At 67.3% G+C, this 16,209-nt stretch carries 17 protein-coding genes and 1 tRNA gene; 10 read left to right on the top strand and 8 right to left on the bottom strand.

The window, feature by feature from the left end:
* Window positions 1-24: 24 nt before the first annotated feature.
* Entirely contained in the window at window positions 25-546 is a 522-nt protein-coding gene (locus H7I57_RS02070; RefSeq protein WP_264021649.1) for a MogA/MoaB family molybdenum cofactor biosynthesis protein, read from the top strand.
* Window positions 547-1,238: 692 nt separating this feature from the next.
* A complete protein-coding gene (mspA, locus tag H7I57_RS02065; RefSeq protein ID WP_264021601.1) occupies window positions 1,239-1,889 on the top strand; it encodes a porin MspA in 651 nt (216 codons plus the stop codon).
* A gap of 80 nt (window positions 1,890-1,969) precedes the next feature.
* Here mspA and mscL read toward each other — a convergent pair whose 3' ends face one another.
* Window positions 1,970-2,404, bottom strand: coding sequence for a large-conductance mechanosensitive channel protein MscL (gene mscL, locus H7I57_RS02060; RefSeq protein WP_264021600.1), 435 nt, complete (start codon window positions 2,402-2,404; stop codon window positions 1,970-1,972).
* A 452-nt stretch (window positions 2,405-2,856) separates the two neighbouring features.
* Between mscL and H7I57_RS02055 the strand changes: the two genes are divergently transcribed.
* A complete protein-coding gene (locus tag H7I57_RS02055; RefSeq protein ID WP_264021599.1) occupies window positions 2,857-3,267 on the top strand; it encodes a hypothetical protein in 411 nt (136 codons plus the stop codon).
* Window positions 3,268-3,331: 64 nt separating this feature from the next.
* On the opposite strand, the gene H7I57_RS02050 is transcribed toward H7I57_RS02055, so the two are convergent.
* The 3 genes from H7I57_RS02050 to H7I57_RS02040 form a co-directional block, all read right to left on the bottom strand.
* Window positions 3,332-3,991 (bottom strand): SAF domain-containing protein, encoded by a 660-nt coding sequence (locus H7I57_RS02050; protein ID WP_264021598.1) that lies wholly within the window; start codon window positions 3,989-3,991, stop codon window positions 3,332-3,334.
* Between the two features lie 63 nt (window positions 3,992-4,054).
* On the bottom strand, window positions 4,055-4,390 hold the full coding sequence (locus H7I57_RS02045; protein WP_264021597.1) for an FmdB family zinc ribbon protein: 336 nt from the start codon (window positions 4,388-4,390) through the stop codon (window positions 4,055-4,057).
* A 43-nt stretch (window positions 4,391-4,433) separates the two neighbouring features.
* The gene (locus H7I57_RS02040; protein WP_264021596.1) at window positions 4,434-5,057 is read right to left on the bottom strand and encodes a 5-formyltetrahydrofolate cyclo-ligase; all 624 of its coding nucleotides are present in this window, start codon (window positions 5,055-5,057) and stop codon (window positions 4,434-4,436) included.
* A 63-nt stretch (window positions 5,058-5,120) separates the two neighbouring features.
* On the opposite strand from H7I57_RS02040, the gene H7I57_RS02035 reads away from it, so the two are divergent.
* The 5 genes from H7I57_RS02035 to H7I57_RS02015 all read left to right on the top strand — a co-directional run bounded on the left by H7I57_RS02035 (window position 5,121) and on the right by H7I57_RS02015 (window position 9,411).
* On the top strand, window positions 5,121-6,044 hold the full coding sequence (locus tag H7I57_RS02035; protein WP_264021595.1) for a UTP--glucose-1-phosphate uridylyltransferase: 924 nt from the start codon (window positions 5,121-5,123) through the stop codon (window positions 6,042-6,044).
* A gap of 89 nt (window positions 6,045-6,133) precedes the next feature.
* Window positions 6,134-7,402 (top strand): molybdotransferase-like divisome protein Glp, encoded by a 1,269-nt coding sequence (glp, locus tag H7I57_RS02030; RefSeq protein WP_264021594.1) that lies wholly within the window; start codon window positions 6,134-6,136, stop codon window positions 7,400-7,402.
* A 19-nt stretch (window positions 7,403-7,421) separates the two neighbouring features.
* Window positions 7,422-8,075: a GNAT family N-acetyltransferase gene (locus H7I57_RS02025; protein ID WP_264021593.1), complete on the top strand. Its 654-nt coding sequence runs from the start codon at window positions 7,422-7,424 to the stop codon at window positions 8,073-8,075.
* A gap of 154 nt (window positions 8,076-8,229) precedes the next feature.
* Window positions 8,230-9,261, top strand: a complete 1,032-nt coding sequence (gene sepX / locus H7I57_RS02020) for a divisome protein SepX/GlpR (RefSeq protein ID WP_264021592.1) — start codon at window positions 8,230-8,232, stop codon at window positions 9,259-9,261.
* A 77-nt stretch (window positions 9,262-9,338) separates the two neighbouring features.
* Window positions 9,339-9,411, top strand: a tRNA-Ala gene (locus H7I57_RS02015).
* Between the two features lie 36 nt (window positions 9,412-9,447).
* Here the strand turns inward: H7I57_RS02015 and H7I57_RS02010 are convergent.
* On the bottom strand, window positions 9,448-10,428 hold the full coding sequence (locus H7I57_RS02010) for an Acg family FMN-binding oxidoreductase (protein ID WP_264021591.1): 981 nt from the start codon (window positions 10,426-10,428) through the stop codon (window positions 9,448-9,450).
* 259 nt (window positions 10,429-10,687) lie between these two features.
* On the opposite strand from H7I57_RS02010, the gene H7I57_RS02005 reads away from it, so the two are divergent.
* Window positions 10,688-11,140: a CBS domain-containing protein gene (locus H7I57_RS02005; protein WP_264021590.1), complete on the top strand. Its 453-nt coding sequence runs from the start codon at window positions 10,688-10,690 to the stop codon at window positions 11,138-11,140.
* Window positions 11,141-11,329: 189 nt separating this feature from the next.
* Here H7I57_RS02005 and H7I57_RS02000 read toward each other — a convergent pair whose 3' ends face one another.
* Genes H7I57_RS02000 through H7I57_RS01990 form a run of 3 tightly spaced genes read right to left on the bottom strand, consistent with a single transcriptional unit; the run spans window position 11,330 to window position 13,526 of the window.
* A complete protein-coding gene (locus H7I57_RS02000) occupies window positions 11,330-12,283 on the bottom strand; it encodes a DNA polymerase domain-containing protein (protein WP_264021589.1) in 954 nt (317 codons plus the stop codon).
* Between the two features lie 2 nt (window positions 12,284-12,285).
* Window positions 12,286-13,086 (bottom strand): SDR family oxidoreductase, encoded by an 801-nt coding sequence (locus H7I57_RS01995; RefSeq protein ID WP_264021588.1) that lies wholly within the window; start codon window positions 13,084-13,086, stop codon window positions 12,286-12,288.
* Window positions 13,083-13,526, bottom strand: a complete 444-nt coding sequence (locus H7I57_RS01990; protein ID WP_264021587.1) for a cupin domain-containing protein — start codon at window positions 13,524-13,526, stop codon at window positions 13,083-13,085. The genes H7I57_RS01995 and H7I57_RS01990 overlap by 4 nt, the downstream gene beginning before the upstream one ends.
* Window positions 13,527-13,735: 209 nt before the next feature.
* Between H7I57_RS01990 and H7I57_RS01985 the strand changes: the two genes are divergently transcribed.
* Entirely contained in the window at window positions 13,736-16,114 is a 2,379-nt protein-coding gene (locus H7I57_RS01985) for an arylsulfatase (RefSeq protein ID WP_264021586.1), read from the top strand.
* Window positions 16,115-16,209: the final 95 nt, after the last annotated feature.

Genomic DNA, 16,209 nt, shown 5'->3' with positions numbered 1-16,209 from the left:
CTCCGTGTGGCTGCAGCGGTGTCCATGCCGAGATATACGGTTGGGCTCATGGAACAGCCGCATGCGTTGGTCGGCCGGGCGCTGGTCGTAGTTGTCGATGACCGCACCGCCCACGGCGACGAAGAGGATCACAGCGGTCCGTTGGTCACCGAGCTGCTCGGCGAGGCCGGGTTCGTCGTCGACGGTGTCGTGGTCGTCTCCTCGGACGAGGTCGAGATCCGCAATGCACTGAACACCGCCGTCATCGGTGGGGTCGATCTCGTCGTGTCCGTCGGTGGTACCGGGGTCACGCCCCGCGATGTCACCCCGGAGTCGACCCTGGATCTTCTCGACCGGGAACTGCTGGGAATCGCCGAGGCGCTTCGGGCCTCCGGGCTGTCGGCGGGCATCGCCGACGCGGGGTTGTCGCGCGGGCTGGCCGGCATCTCGGGCAGCACCCTCGTGGTGAACCTCGCCGGATCGCGTGCCGCGGTGCGCGACGGCATGGCGACGCTCGGCCCCCTGGCGGCGCAGATCATTGCGCAGCTATCCAGCTTGGACATCTAACAAATTGGTCGTGCAGGCCTTTCCTTGCGGCTTCGTCGAGCCGGCGCTGGCGTGCCGGTTTGCCGTGCGCGGGCGTACCGTTGTGTTAACCGCAGGTGAACGGCCATTGATCCGGCGGTGTGATCTTGATCACACCGATTCACCACTGTGACCCACCCCCCACGGCGCTCTCGAGACGCAGTTAACAAGATCTTCGGCGACGCGCTGCCGGAGATACCCGTTGATGAGCGGGACAATTCGTCGCCAGACGACGACGCCGACCATGACCGGTGGCTGCGTGACAATGTTCCGCCTCACCACGAGTGAAATGTGATTCCTCAATAACCGCAGAAAGCGCAGTGGTAACAGTGGATATCCACTGAGCGAACACCTTGATGCGGGGCCAGAAACTGCGACGTTGCCCGATTCGAACTCCCCGCCGTCGCGGACAGGGGGTTGGGGGTGAAACGGGGAACCTTCAGCAAACTACGCCCATCGTTGCATGCGGATCTGCCGCGCGAGGCGTTCGCGTTGCCGGTCCGATTCCTCCCCGTTATGTTCCTCGTGTCAACGATGAGCGAATCGTAAGAGCGAGATGTGGGGTTTTTAATTCTCCTCACATGAAGTTCTTGCGAGGTGTGTGGTGTAGCTAGGCCAGGCACGGACAACTCGGTACCCCCGCCCGGGGTTCCGTCGAGAAATCAAGGGAGAACATGAAGGCAATCAGTCGGGTGCTGATCGCGATGGTTGCGGCTATCGCAGCATTGTTCGTGAGCACTGGCACCTCTCACGCAGGGCTGGACAACGAGCTGAGCCTGGTCGACGGCCAGGGCAACACGCTGACGATCCAGCAGTGGGACACATTCCTCAACGGCGTCTTTCCGTTGGACCGCAACCGGCTGACCCGTGAGTGGTTCCACTCGGGCAAGGCCACCTACATCGTGGCCGGCGAGGGCGCCGAGGACTTCGAGGGCACCCTCGAGCTCGGCTACCAGGTCGGCTTCCCGTGGTCGCTGGGTGTCGGCATCAACTTCAGCTACACCACGCCGAACATCGCGTTCGACGGCCTCGGGACTGAGGGCTTCTTCAACCCCACGCTTGGTGACGAGTTCGCTGGCATCGTGACCCCGCCGCTGTTCCCCGGTGTGTCGATCTCGGCTGACCTCGGCAACGGCCCGGGTATCCAGGAAGTCGCGACCTTCTCCGTCGACGTCGCGGGTCCCGGCGGTTCGGTGGCCGTGTCCAACGCCCACGGCACCGTGACCGGTGCTGCCGGTGGTGTGCTGCTGCGTCCGTTCGCTCGGCTGGTGTCGTCGGCTGGTGACAGCGTCACCACCTACGGCGAGCCGTGGAACATGAACTGACACAGCTCTAGACGACAATCGGCCCCCGGCAACTGCCGGGGGCCGATTTCGTTGTGTCCGGTGAAATCACCAGGGTGCGGTCACTCCGAATGATCGATCCGGGTCGTCGGGCCGCCGTGCCTCCCGGCCGAACCACCGTTGGCGTCCTCGCGGAGGAGGTCGCGGATCTCGGTCAGCAGCGTCAACTCGGTCTCTTCCGCCTCCACCTTCTTGTCCCGCTCCTTGATCTTCTTGAAGGGCACGATGATCACGAAATAGATCACCGCGGCCACGATGAGGAAGTTGATCGCAGCGGACAGCACCGCGTTGAGGTCGACGAACTGGTCACCTCCGAGCGGAATCCTCAGGATGCCGTACTCGGCATCGCCCCCCGCGCCGATCCGGTCGATCAGCGGTTGGATGACGTTCTCCGTGAACGCCGTGACGAGACCGGTGAAGGCCGCCCCGATCACGACCGCGACGGCCAGATCGATCACGTTCCCCCGCGATATGAACTCCTTGAACCCCTTCAACATGGGTCGTTCCCCTTCATGTGTGACTGATACAGATCAGAAGAACGGTAGCCTCGCCGACGGTGCCCGGGACGTAGCCGGCGATATCCGGTCGGCCCCCGATGTCCCCGGGTCGATCCAAACCCAACCGGACCGCGGCGATCCGGCCTTGTTTCGGTGAAATCGAACCCGCCGATTGGCTTTGCCCACAGCGCCGGACGGCGTTTGCAGCCGAAGGGCTCCCAGCGGGACCGTGAGGGGCTTGATTCTGCCCGTTTCTCAGCGGCTGGGCATCACACCCCCGATGCAGGAAAGCGGGTTGGCGGAGTTCGCTGAATCCAAGCCGTTCCGAAGCGAGTGCTTTGCTCTGCGATGGCATGCGCAGTGGGGTCCGGCCTGATAGTCTTCTGCCTGGACTTGAACTGTTTTTGAGCTTTGCAACGCCCGCGATTCCGTTCACAGAAAGGGGCAGGCCGATGGCCGCTCTCACCCACAATTCGAAGAAGCTGGGCGCTCTCGGCTTCGGTGCGCTCGCGCTGTCGAGTGCGTTCCTGGCCTTCGGTGCGGGGACGGCAAGCGCGGATCCCAACGATCCGTCGATGGTGGAAGTGGGCGGTGACGGCGTCGTGAACTCGCGGCAGTCGGCGTCTGTTGCCGGTGCGGACTACTGCGCTGTCAGCCCCGGTACCCTCGGCACCGCCTCCACCATCAGCAGCGACATCGGCATTCCCACGCAGAAGGCCGAAGAGGCCGGGCCGGAATGGGTCGGGTCGCGGGGTTGGCAGGCCGTCGGTGTGTCACCCTCGGACCCCTGGGGTGGTGCCTTCGACCCCCGGAACACCAGCACTGGTCCGCAGTGCGGACCGGGCAGCGCAAACCCGTTCTGACCTCTCGACTCCACGATTCAGCCCTCGGCAGCCAGCCGGGGGCTGAATCATTTCGGCGCCGGAATCAGTGCAGCGTCAGCGTGATGGCCTGAACCAGAGCGACGCCGGCGACCGTCTTCGCCGCGGCAGCGGGCAACGCCACCAGCACCATGCGGCCTGCGCCACCCCGGACGGTCCCGTTCTCCTTCGCCGACACCAGCACCACCACCGCGTCGGTGGCGATCAACCGGGCGCTGCTCTCGGCGTCGGCGGATGCAGGCGCGGCCACGATGTCGACCACATCTCCGGGCCTGACGAGGTCGACGAGGGCCGCGTCGGCGAGCGACAGCGGCACGATGCGGGCGTCCGGCCCGGCCGCGGACTCCGCCAACCGCGGCCCCAGCAGGCGCACGTCGGTGACGACCTCGCCGCGGCGCGCAGGCCCGGCCAGCGTGGTGCCGATCACCGAGGCGGCGTCGGTGCGCGAACCGTCGGGAAGGCTTGATGTCGGGCGTGTTTCGACCTGAACGTCGTCGGCGGTGAGCTCGGTGCCCGGCGCCAGGTCGCGGGTGGTGACGACGACGTCGACCTGGTGAGCGCGGGGATCGTCGCGCCAGGCGGCCACTGCGGCCAGAACAACGAGGCCGCCCGCGAGCGCCCGTCTGGCCGCCAGCGTGCGTGACCAGTCGGGTCGCAGGACGCCGGTGAGCCGGCTCAGTGGCGACGGGTCGAGTGAATCCCCCATGGGATCACGCTAGAGAGCCCAGGGACTCTCGGTCAGCCGGTGTTTCCGCTGCTGTGGATAACGTCAGCTCGAAGCCGCGGCGGCCGGTGCGGCAGAACTGCTCGACGAGCTGGACTTGTCGGAGGAGGTCGACTTTTCCGTCGAACTCGAGGACGCCGCCGAAGAGGAAGACTCCGAGCTGCTGCTCGAGTTGCTCGAGCTCTTGGCGGAATTCTTGGACGCCTCGCGGCTGTCGGTGCGATAGAAACCGCTGCCCTTGAAGACCACGCCCACTTTGCCGAACAACTTGCGCAGCCGTCCGTTGCACTGGGGGCACTCCGTCATCGAGTCGTCGGTGAACGACTGCACGACATCGAACTTGTTGTCGCATTCGGTGCATGCATAGGAATAGGTAGGCACGAGAACCCTCCGAGGTGGTCAAACTTGTTAGCACTCTACCGGCTCAAGTGCTAGAACCGCCAGGCGGCCCCGTTGATTCCCCGCGACGAGCGAGCACGACCAGGCCCTCCCTCGGTGTCAGCGCGTGCGTCATCGGGACGTCGTGCGGTTCCGACGGCAGGTGCTCGAGCAGTTCGTCGTCGCGCACCATGGCGACCAGAAGCGCGCCGGCGTCGGCCATCGGCAATGTCCGGTCGTAGAACCCGGCGCCACGACCCAGCCTGGTTCCCTGTCTATCGACCGCGAGGGCGGGAACCAGCACCACCGCCGCCTCGGCGATCGCCTCGGCCGATGCCCACGGCTGCGGGGGTTCCCGCAGACCGAACGGCGCCCCGACAAGCTTGCCGGGACGGTAGCGCCCCCACTGCAGCGGTAGCGCGGTTCCGTCCTGGCTGTGGCGGGCGACGGGGAGGAGTACCTCGACGCCCCGGCGCACCGTCGCATCGAGTAAATCGAGCGAGCCGGGCTCGGAGCCGACGGGAACGTAGGCGCACACCGTCTGACCAGGGTCGATGAAAGCCGACAGACGGCCTGCGAGAGCGGCCGCCTCGGTGGCGCGCGTTTGCGGGGCCACGGACCGTCTGGCGGCCAGGATCGCGGCCCTCAGCTGTGCCTTTGTGCTGTGCACCGCGAGTCCTCCGGAGGCGGGTAGGGAGGGAACATCCAACGCAGAGAGGTTAATGTGTGAACGATGAGTCGGCCTGAGGTTCCGATCCCGTACACCGCGGTGGTGCCCGCGGCGGGCCTGGGAACGCGCTTTCTTCCCGCCACCAAGACGATTCCCAAGGAGTTGCTGCCGGTCGTCGACACGCCGGGCATCGAGTTGGTCGCCGCGGAGGCCGCCGAAGCCGGCGCCCAACGGCTGATCATCGTCACCTCCGAAGGCAAGGACAGCGTGGTCGCGCACTTCGTCGAGGACCTGGTCCTCGAGGGGACGCTGGAGGCCCGCGGCAAGAGGTCGATGCTCGCGAAGGTGCGCCGCGCGCCGGCGTTGATCAAGGTCGAGTCGGTGGTGCAGGCCGAACCCCTCGGCCTCGGTCACGCGATCGGTTGTGTGGAGGCCAGCCTGAACCCCGACGAGGACGCGATCGCGGTGCTGCTGCCCGATGACCTCGTGCTGCCCACGGGTGTGTTGGAGACGATGTCGAAGGTGCGGGCCAAGCGCGGCGGGTCGGTGCTGTGCGCGTTCGAGGTGAGCAAGGACGAGATCAGCGCCTACGGCGTGTTCGATGTCGAGACCGTCCCCGACGCCGCGAACCCCAATGTCCTCAAGGTCAAGGGCATGGTGGAGAAGCCCGATGCCGAGGATGCTCCTTCCCTGTACGCGGCAGCGGGACGCTACATCCTGGATCGGGCGATATTCGACGCGCTCAAGCGCATCCCGCGGGGTGCGGGCGGGGAACTGCAGCTCACCGATGCGATCGCGCTGCTCATCAAGGAGGGACATCCGGTGCATGTGGTGGTGCACCGGGGATCTCGACACGACTTGGGAAATCCCGGCGGCTACCTGAAGGCTGCGGTTGACTTTGCGTTGGAACGAGACGACTACGGGCCCGAACTGCGTCGGTGGTTGGTCGAGCGGCTCGGCCTCGCTCCCGCGGAGACCGAGCACTAGCGGCTAGACCGCCCGGGCGGATCCGCTGCGCGCCGATTGGTGTCAGCCGGTGTCGGCCGGGGTGCGGTCGAACGGGAGAAAGGCGTGCTTTGCGTTCGGTGGAGGAGCAGCAGGCTCGAGTAGCTTCCGCCGCGGTGGCCCCACGGCCGGTGCGTGTCGCGATCGCGGAAGCGCAGGGCTTGATGTGCGCCGAAGAGGTGGTGACCGAGCGTCCGCTGCCCGGGTTCGATCAGGCCGCCATCGACGGTTATGCGGTGCGCAGCGTCGACGTGCTCGGCATCGGCGCAGTGGGCGAGGGGGCTGACGGTGACGAGCCCGGGAACCGGGAGATCAGCCTGCCGGTGATGGGCTCGATCGAGGCCGGGGCACGAACTCCCAGCAGATTGCAGCCGCGGCAGGCGGCCCGGGTGCAGACCGGCGCGCCGATGCCGACGCTGGCCGACGCGGTGCTGCCGCTGCGCTGGACCGACGGCGGTGAGGCCCGGGTCAAGGTGCTGCGGGGGGTCCGGTCGGGCGCTTATGTGCGCCGCACCGGCGACGATGTGCAGCCCGGCGACGTCGCGGTGCGGGCGGGCACCATCATCGGCGCGGCGCAGGTGGGATTGCTCGCGGCAGTGGGGCGTGAGCGCGTGCTGGTGCATCCGCGGCCGCGGCTGTCGGTGATGTGCGTGGGCGGCGAGCTCGTCGACATCTCACGGACGCCCGGCAATGGCCAGGTGTACGACGTGAACTCCTATGCGCTGGCTGCCGCCGGTCGGGATGCCGGCGCGGAGGTCAACCGTGTCGGGATCGTCTCGACCGACCCCAAGCAGCTGCGGGAGGTCGTCGAAGGCCAGTTGAACCGCGCCGAGGCCGTGGTGATCGCGGGCGCGGTCGGTGGAGCGGCCGCCGAGGGGGTGCGGTCGGTGCTGGGCCAGCTCGGCGACATGGAGGTCGCGCGGATCGCGATGCATCCGGGATCGGTGCAGGGCTTCGGCCAGCTGGGCCCCGAGGGGGTCCCGGTGTTCCTGCTCCCCGCCAATCCGGTCAGTGCGTTGGTGGTTTTCGAGGTGATGGTGCGCCCGCTCATCCGCCTCTCGCTCGGCAAACGGCAGCCGACCCGGCGTGTCGTGCAGGCCCGCACGCTGTCGCCGATCAGCTCGGTGGCCGGCCGCAAGGGATACCTGCGGGGGCAGCTGATGCGCGACCAGGACACCGGCGAGTACCTGGTGCAGGCCCTGGGCGGCGCGCCCGGCGCGTCGTCGCATCTGCTGGCCACGCTCGCCGAGGCAAACTGTCTGGTTATCGTCCCGACCGAGGCGGAGCAGATCCGGACCGGCGAGGTCGTCGACGTCGCGTTTCTGGCTCAACGCGGCTGATCGCGGGATGGCCGCCGTCATGAATCTCCTGACTTCCCGCTCGCAGCATCCGGGATGGCCGCTGCCCGCGGGCCCGTTGCGGGTGTCCGCCGGACTGGTGCGGCTGCGTCCGGTGCGGCTTCGCGACGCCGCGCAGTGGAGCAGGACCCGGTTGGCGGATCGCGGTCACCTCGAACCGTGGGAACCGTCGACCGATCTCGATTGGGAAGTGCGGCACTCGGTTTCAGCGTGGCCGTCGGTGTGCTCGGGTTTGCGGGCGGAAGCCCGCAGGGGCCGGATGCTGCCCTATGTCATCGAGCTGGACGGCGAGTTCGCAGGTCAGCTCACCATCGGAAACGTGACGCACGGCGCGCTGCGTTCCGCGTGGATCGGGTACTGGGTCGCCAGTGGGTCGACGGGCGGCGGGGTGGCCACCGCCGCGCTCGCGCTGGGACTGGACCACTCCTTCGGCCCGGTCATGCTGCACCGTGTCGAGGCGACGGTACGGCCTGAGAACGCGGCGAGTCGCGCGGTCCTGGCAAAGGCCGGCTTCCGGGAGGAAGGCCTGTTGAAGCGGTATCTCGACGTGGACGGCGCCTGGCGCGACCACCTGCTCGTGGCGATCACCGTCGAGGAATTGAACGGGTCGGTGGCCTCTGCGCTGGTCCGCTCGGGCCACGCGTCCTGGGCGTGACGCTGCCGGACCACGGCGCAACGTGTTACTGATGTGACACATGTGACGTTTGGTGCTTGTCTCCAGCGAATTACAGGTGTGTAATTGTCCTCGGCGCGCCGCCCTTGGATGCGCTGGTCACAGCCCTAGCCTGATGGGGAAAGGAGCAGGCGCCATGCCAAGCATCCCCCAATCTCTCCTCTGGATCTCCCTTGTCGTCCTCTGGTTGTTCGTGCTTGTTCCCATGTTGATCAGCAAGCGCGACGCGGTCCGCCGCACCAGCGACGTCGCGCTGGCGACCCGCGTGCTCAACAGCAGCCGCACCGCCCGGCTCCGTCGGCGCGGCCCCGCATCCGGGCACCGAAGCGATCCGGACTGGCGGCCCTCGCGCGACGATCTCGACGGCGACGACCTCGAGGACGACGCGCCCGGCCGGGCGGTCGTCATGGTCGCGACCAAAGCCGACGAGGGCGGTGACGAAGGCGATGGCGAACCCGACTACCTCGACGTCGACGTGGTGGAGGACTCCGGTGCTCTGCCCATCGCAGCGGCCGAGCCCGAGCGGGTGGTCGTGGCCGAAAGCGACGAGCTGACCCTGGATTACCACGACACCGAGGACACGTACGACACCGACGACGCGGTTGACGCGGACGACACCGAGTCGGACTACGACGATGACGACGAGTATGAAGGCGACGAGTACGAATATGTCGCCGATTCGTCGGGTCTCGAGGCATCGTCGGAAGGCGATCCCCGAATCGCCGACTCGATGAGCGCGTCGCGGCGGCGCCGCTACGAGTCGGCCACCGCCGAAGCGGTGACGGCCCGAAAATACCGGTTCCGCGCGCGGACCCTGACGGTGCTGGGCGTGCTGCTGCTCACCAGTGCCGTGGCGGCGTTCACCTGGTCGTCGACCATGTGGTGGGCGTGCGGGTCGGCGGGCGCCGTCACGCTGCTGTACCTGGCGTACCTGCGCAGGCAGACCCGCATCGAGGAGCGGGTGCGGCGCCGTCGCGCCCAGCGGATCGCCAGGGCGCGGCTGGGTGTCGAGAACACCGCTGATCAGGAGTTCGATGTGGTCCCGTCGCGGCTGCGCAGGCCGGGGGCTGCGGTGCTGGAGATCGACGACGAGGATCCCGAGTTCGAACACCTGGAATACGTCCCGTTCGCACGTCACTACGACCTGCCGCGCGCGGCCGGCCAGTAGCACGGCGCGGTTGCGCGAGGGAACAGCGAGACGATTTCAGCCGGTGTCCGGCGACTGGTAGCCTGCTACCGGTATCAGGGGCTATAGCGCAGTTGGTAGCGCGTCTCGTTCGCATCGAGAAGGTCAGGGGTTCGATTCCCCTTAGCTCCACAGAGAGTCAGCAGGTCGGCCCTTGCGCTGGCTGGACTATCCCACGCTGAAATGCAGAACATCCGACAGCGGTCGCCGCGGGGTGAGAGGCGGCGCCTCCTCGAGGGCAGGAGCTGTCCCCACCCGCACCAGCACCTGCGGGAGCGGTTTGCCGGTGACGGCGGCGACGATGTCGCGGGCTGCGGGCACCTCGGTCACGTGGGTCAACGTGCCGGTCGCCAGGCCTGCCAACGTGGCTTCGAGCAGCACTGCCGATAACGTCTCTCCGCAGCCCAGGATGTCGCGGCGGACATCGCCGAGGGCGGAGACGACCAGCATCGTGGACATGTCGTCTCCGAGCTCCACCCGCCGCTCCTCGTTGTGGGTGACGGGGAAGGTGCGCCCCACGTCGACCCGGTCGCTCTCGGCGGCCGATACCAGGGCCGAGTGGGGAATCCCGTCATTGACCTCATAGGGTGCAGTCCACCAACGCATCTCGGCGTGATAGGCCGAGTCGTAGAGGCGCATCGTATCGGTGAGCGCCGATGCCTCGGCCAGAGTGGGGCGGTCGCGCGGGCTGACCACGTCGACGGCGGCCTTGTCGGGATCGACGGACTTGCGCAGCAGTCGTTCGAAGGCGTCCCAGTGCGCCGGCGGTCCGAACGGAAGTCGATCGGTGCGCCGCCGCATGATCGCGTCGGCCCGGCGACGGCGACCAGTCGTCACGTGGGCGGTCGGGGTGAACTCGATTGCCGCAATGTGCTTGTCGTCGGCGGGATTCGGGTAGTACTGGACGTGACTCTTGTGGCCTGCGGCGGCCATCGCCACACGGAGGTGATCCAATACGGCGCCGCAACTGATCAGTGCCTGGCGGCCGCCGTGGTCCGTCGCGACCACGCGATCGGCATCGACGAACAGGTGGAGTCGGCCCCCTCCGACAACCCACCGCCAAGGTTGCGTGTTGTGGTACGACGGTGCGCGACACGCCAGGTGTACGGCGTCCTCGATGACCGTCGTGGGCATCGTCGTCTTGGGCATGGGGCCCCTCTCGACGGGTACTGACCCATCAAGGATGGGGCGCGGGTCGGTTCCCCGCCAGGGCAAATGGTCCCTTCGCGGCGGCGCCGCCAACCGCACCGCAACGCCTCGGCGGACGAGGGCCGGCAGCAGGCGGGGCCGCCGCGCCCGGAAGGCGGGTCGCTCGGGGCCCTTTGGCCCTAAGTCGACGGACGTCAGCGGCGTAGCATCGGGGTCGCCCGAGAGCCACAGGAAAATCCACTCACATCGGAGGGCGATCATGAACACCGCACGCGACATCATGAACCCCGACACAACGTGCGTCTTCGAGAACGCGAATCTGGTCGAGGCGGCGAAGCGTATGCGTGACCTCGGTGTGGGCGCGTTGCCGATCTGCCGTGACGACGACCGGATTCAAGGGATGCTCACCGACCGCGACATCGTCGTGAAAGCCATTGCGGCCGACAAGGATCTACGCACTACGAGTGCCGGTGAGCTCGCCCAGGGCCGGATCTACTATGTCGATGCAGACGCCGGAGTGGACGAGATGCTCCTGGTGATGGAGGAGCATCAGGTGCGCCGGTTGCCCGTCATCGACGACCATCGGCTGATAGGCATCGTCACTGAGGCCGACATCGCGCGGCACCTTCCCGAGCATGCGATCGTCGACTTCGTCAAGGCCATCTGTGCGCCTAGGGCAATCACCCCGGGTACCGAGCGCGCTGCGCCATAGCCCCTGATCTCGCGGCGGGTCGCTGTGTTGCGCGCTGCTCAGACTCGCGGTCGGCTGTGCCCCGACCACCGCCGCGGTGCTCGCGTTCGGCGTTCCCACCTGACCTCCGCCGGAATTGCATTCCAGCAGCTAGTATCTCGGAAATTCCCTGCTGGAATGCAATTCCGGCGGGGGAGTCGGCGCGTGGGTTCAGGGCGACTGCCGGCGGACGCGGGCCCGCCGTTTGCCTTCGTGCATCGCCGCCACCTGGGCGACGGGGATGGTGCGACCGAACTCGATCAACTCCGTGGGCAGCCGCTGTGGCTCCGGCATCGCCTGGGCCCACGACGGCCGGCCGTCGAGGGCAGCCATGGCCGTGTGCACCGTGAAGTCACCCGGCGTGATCTGCTCGAGCTCGGCCCAGTCCAGCGGGAACGACACCGGGGTGCCCGGGCGCAGCCGAGGGCTGTACGCAGCGGCCACGGTGGCCCCGCCCGCGCGGGTGGAGTCGACGAACACCTTGCCTTCGCGGTCCTCCACGATGAACGCCGTCGTCGCGATCGACGGGTCGATGGCCTCCGCCCGGGCCGCGAGCGCCCGCGTCGCCGCGGCCACGTCGTCGACCGGGACGCTGTCGTCGATGGGGACGAAGACGTGAATTCCCTTGGCGCCGCTGGTCTTCACCGCTCCGGACAGCCCGCTGTCGGCCAGGGCCTGCCGGACCAGGTCGGCGACCGCCACCACCTTGGCGAAGTCGTCGTCCGGCGGATCCAGGTCGAGCACCAGGTGGGTGGGCCGGTAGATGTCGTCGGCCAATCCCAGGGTCGGATGGTATTCGACGGCGCGCTGGTTCGCGAACCACAGCAGCGTGCGCCGGTCGTCGCACAGCGCGTAGTGCACCTCGCGCTGGGAGGTCTCCGCCCAGATGGCCACGGTGCGTACCCAGTCGGGCGTGTACTTCGGCGCGTTCTTCTGCATGAACGGCTTCTGGCCGCGCAGCACCCGCAACACCGTGAGCGGTCGGCCCGCCAGTCCGGGCAGGATGTGGTCCGCGACGGCGTCCAGGTAGTCGACGAGGTCGCGCTTGGATGCCCCGGCGTCCGCGCTCAGCGGCTCGTCGAGGTTGGTCAGGTTCACCCCCGCGCGCTGCTCGCTGACGGCCACGGCTAGTCGCTCGCGGTCGTGAAGATGCCGCCGTCGACCGGGATGATCGCCCCGGTGAGGTAGGCGCCCGCCCTGCTGGCCAGGAACACGGCGATGCCGGCCATGTCATCGTCGCGCCCGATCCGGCGCAGCGGCGCCGACGCGGCGATCGCGTCGCCGAACTCGTCGAGTGTGGCCGCCATCATCTTCGACGGAAATGGCCCTGGGGCAACGGCGTTGACGGTGATGTGCTGGGGGCCGAGTTCCCGCGCGAGCACCCGGGTCAGCTGATGCAACGCCGCCTTGCTGCTGGCGTACGAGTAGGCGGGAAGGGGGCTGACGCGCAGCCCGTCGATGCTGCCGATGTTGATGATCCGCGCGGGATCGTCCGCGGTGCTCGCGTCGCGCAGCGCGGGCACCAGGGCCTGGACCATCCAGAACGGCGACTTGACGTTGAGGTCGAGCACCTTGTCCCACGCCGAGTCCGGGAAGCTCTCGAGGGGCGCGCCCCACGTGGCGCCCGCGTTGTTGACCAGGATGTGCAGTCCCTCGCCGTCCGCGGTGACGAGGTCGGCAAGCCGGAGACACTCCTCGTGGCGTGACAGGTCGGCGGGGATGGCGTGCACGTCACCGAACGCCGACAGGTGGGACTGCGCTTCACGGCACGCGTCGGCCTTGCGTGAGCTGATCACGACGCGCGCACCTGCCTGCAGCAGCCCGCGCGCCATCATCAGGCCGATGCCGCGGGTGCCGCCGGTGACCAGCGCACGCTTTCCGGCGAGGTCGAAAAGCGCTGTGTGGGAACTGAATCGAGCGTCGGTCATCGGGGGGCCGCCTCAGTGGCGGGCGGGGGAGTGCCGACGAGAACCGCGCTGAGGCGGCAGCCGTCGGGGCCGCCCCGCCATGCGTGGTCGACACCGGTCAACACCACCAGGTCACCCTGCTCGAGTCGGTGGGCACCGTCGCCGAGGAGCAGGTCGACGTTGCCCGACAGCACCGTCTGCAGGTCGAGGGTGTCGGTGTGGTGCATCGGCGTCTCGGAGCCGGGGCCGAGGTCGACGACCATCCACCTGACGAGACCCGGGGCGATGCCCTGGTCGATCAGCGGGGCGGCACCTGCGGGCCGGGCCGGTGGTGGGCTCGCCGCCGTCGCGTAGGGAATGCCCAGTGCGAAGCCGGGCGCCATCTGGTCCAGCGCCAGATCCTCCTGGCTGACCACACAGGACTTGCCGTCGGCGTCGACTCCGGTGATGAAGGTCCGCACTGCTGTCACTCCCTCTTCGCGTCGCAATCGTGTCTTCGCATCATGCGCCAGCCGGCCACCAGGTCTGCACGGCGGGCCGAGATGTCCGGATCGCCGCGTCGACGATCGCCTCACGCGGTCCGGCTTTTGTGCCTACGATTTCACAGCGGGTGCTCCAGGAGGCGGGCGCTCAGCCCTTCGCGTCGGCCTCCGTGTGCGGAAGGCCCCCGATGACCGATGCGCAGCGCGCAGACTCCGTTCGCCGTGACATCCTGCCTATCCCCGACGTGGCGCACGTGGGGTTGACGACTTACGACGCCAAGGACCCGGACACCAGTTACCCGCCGATCAGGGACGTACGTCCGCCGGCCGCCGCACCGAACGTCGTCGTAATCCTGATCGATGACGTGGGTTTCGGCGCCAGCAGCGCCTTCGGGGGGCCGTGCCAGACGCCGAACTTCGAGAAGCTTGCGGCGGGCGGCCTGAAGTACAACCGCTTTCACACCACGGCGTTGTGCTCGCCGACGAGGCAGGCACTGCTGACCGGACGCAACCACCACTCGGTGGGCATGGGCAACATCACCGAGACGGCCACCGCGGCGCCTGGGTATACGTCGGTGTTGCCCAACACCAAGGCGCCGCTGGCGCAGACACTGAAGCTCAACGGCTACTCGACGGCGCAGTTCGGCAAGTGCCATGAGGTTCCGGTGTGGCAGACCAGCCCGGCCGGGCCGTTCACCGGATGGCCGACGGGCGGTGGCGGGTTCGAGTACTTCTACGGCTTCATCGGCGGTGAGAACAACCAGTGGGATCCGGCGCTCTACGAGGGGACCACCCCGATCGAGCCGCCGAGATCACCGGCCGAGGGGTACCACCTGACCGAGGACCTCGCCGACAAGGCGATCAACTGGGTGCGGCAGCAGAAGGCGCTGCTGCCGGACAAGCCGTTCTTCATGTACTTCGCCCCGGGTGCCACGCACGCGCCGCATCAGGTGCCGCAAGAGTGGATCGACAAGTACAGAGGCAAGTTCTCTCACGGGTGGGATCGTCAGCGGGAGATCACCTTTGAGCGGCAGAAGGAATTGGGTGTCATCCCGCCGGACGCCGTGCTGACACCGCGGGACGCGGAGATCCCGGCCTGGGACGACATGGATCCTGAGCTCAGGCCGGCCCTCGAGCGTCAGATGGAGGTGTACGCCGCCTTCATGGAACACACCGATCACCACGTGGGTCGCCTGCTCGACGCGCTCGAACCCGTACTGGACGACACGCTCGTGTATCTGATCATCGGCGACAACGGCGCCTCGGCGGAGGGCACGCTGCAGGGCGCGTTCAACGAAATGGCCAACTTCAACGGCATGGCCGGCATCGAGACACCGGAGTTTCTGATCAGCAAGCTCGACGAGTTCGGTGGCGAAGGTTCCTACGGGCACTACGCCGTCGGCTGGGCGTGGGCGATGGACAGCCCCTATCAGTGGACCAAGCAGGTCGCGTCACACTGGGGCGGCACCCGCAACGGGACGATCGTCCACTGGCCCAACGGGATCGGGGACAAGGGCGGCCACCGCAACCAGTTCAGCCACGTCATCGACATCGCCCCGACCGTGCTGGAGGCCGCGGGAATCCCTGCGCCCACAATGGTCAACGGTGTGATGCAGAGCCCCTATGAGGGCACCAGCATGGTGTACAGCTTCAACGACGCCGCTGCTCCGGAGCGGCACGAGACGCAGTACTTCGAGATGTTCTGCAATCGCGGGATCTACCACAAGGGCTGGAGTGCTGTGACCAAGCACCGCACCCCGTGGGCGATGGGCGGACAGGCGATGCCCGCCTTCGACGACGACGTGTGGGAACTCTATAACGGGAACGTCGACTGGACGCAGTCCCGAGACCTGTCGAAGGAACACCCTGACAAACTGCATGAGCTGCAACGCCTCTGGCTGATCGAGGCCGTCAAGTACAACGTGCTTCCACTCGACGATCGGCAGATCGAACGCATCAACCCCGCCACCGCCGGCCGGCCGTCCTTGATCAAGGGCAACAGCCAGTTGCTGTTCGCCGGGATGGGGCGACTGTCGGAGAACAGTGTGCTCGACATCAAGAACAAGTCGTTCGCGGTCACCTCCGAGGTGGATGTGCCGGCGAGCGGCGCCGAAGGGGTGATCATCGCCCAGGGCGGGAGGTTCGGCGGGTGGAGTCTGTACTCCAAGGACGGCCGCGCCAAGTTCCACTACAACGTGCTCGGCATCAAGTCCTATGACATCGAAGCGACCGAGGCTGTTCCCGTCGGAACCTCCCAGGTGCGGATGGAGTTCGAGTACGACGGCGGCGGAATGGGCAGAGGCGGCACCGTCACGCTGTATTACGACGGCAGAAGGGTGGGCGGCGGACGCGTCGACCAGACGCAGGGTTTCATCTTCTCCGCCGACGAAACCACCGACGTGGGCTATGAATCCGGAACCACCGTCAGCCCCGACTACACGTCCCACACCAGCAGGTTCAGCGGCAAGATCCACTGGGTACGAATCGACCTCGGCGAGGACGCCGAAGACGCCGACCACTACATCGACCCCGACGAGAGGTTTCGGATCGCGATGGCCCGGCAGTAAATCGATTGATGCCGGGTTAATGGCCTATCCGATCAAAATCGGTGAGAGTCATTACCGAAATTCAATGGTAGTGTTACTGGCCAGTAATTAAGTTC

Source organism: Mycolicibacterium pyrenivorans (assembly GCF_025821625.1).
Lineage (GTDB): Bacteria > Actinomycetota > Actinomycetes > Mycobacteriales > Mycobacteriaceae > Mycobacterium > Mycobacterium pyrenivorans.
This window is presented reverse-complemented; position numbering and strand designations above follow the sequence as displayed.

Coding starts and splice junctions, on each gene's coding strand:
- H7I57_RS02070 (WP_264021649.1), top strand. CDS start 25: ATGCCGAGATATACGGTTGGGCTCATGGAACAGCCGCATGCGTTGGTC.
- mscL (WP_264021600.1), bottom strand. CDS start 2,404: ATGTTGAAGGGGTTCAAGGAGTTCATATCGCGGGGGAACGTGATCGAT.
- H7I57_RS02005 (WP_264021590.1), top strand. CDS start 10,688: ATGAACACCGCACGCGACATCATGAACCCCGACACAACGTGCGTCTTC.
- H7I57_RS02025 (WP_264021593.1), top strand. CDS start 7,422: ATGAATCTCCTGACTTCCCGCTCGCAGCATCCGGGATGGCCGCTGCCC.
- H7I57_RS02055 (WP_264021599.1), top strand. CDS start 2,857: ATGGCCGCTCTCACCCACAATTCGAAGAAGCTGGGCGCTCTCGGCTTC.
- mspA (WP_264021601.1), top strand. CDS start 1,239: ATGAAGGCAATCAGTCGGGTGCTGATCGCGATGGTTGCGGCTATCGCA.
- H7I57_RS02050 (WP_264021598.1), bottom strand. CDS start 3,991: ATGGGGGATTCACTCGACCCGTCGCCACTGAGCCGGCTCACCGGCGTC.
- H7I57_RS01995 (WP_264021588.1), bottom strand. CDS start 13,086: ATGACCGACGCTCGATTCAGTTCCCACACAGCGCTTTTCGACCTCGCC.
- sepX (WP_264021592.1), top strand. CDS start 8,230: ATGCCAAGCATCCCCCAATCTCTCCTCTGGATCTCCCTTGTCGTCCTC.
- H7I57_RS02035 (WP_264021595.1), top strand. CDS start 5,121: ATGAGTCGGCCTGAGGTTCCGATCCCGTACACCGCGGTGGTGCCCGCG.
- H7I57_RS01985 (WP_264021586.1), top strand. CDS start 13,736: ATGACCGATGCGCAGCGCGCAGACTCCGTTCGCCGTGACATCCTGCCT.
- H7I57_RS02010 (WP_264021591.1), bottom strand. CDS start 10,428: ATGCCCAAGACGACGATGCCCACGACGGTCATCGAGGACGCCGTACAC.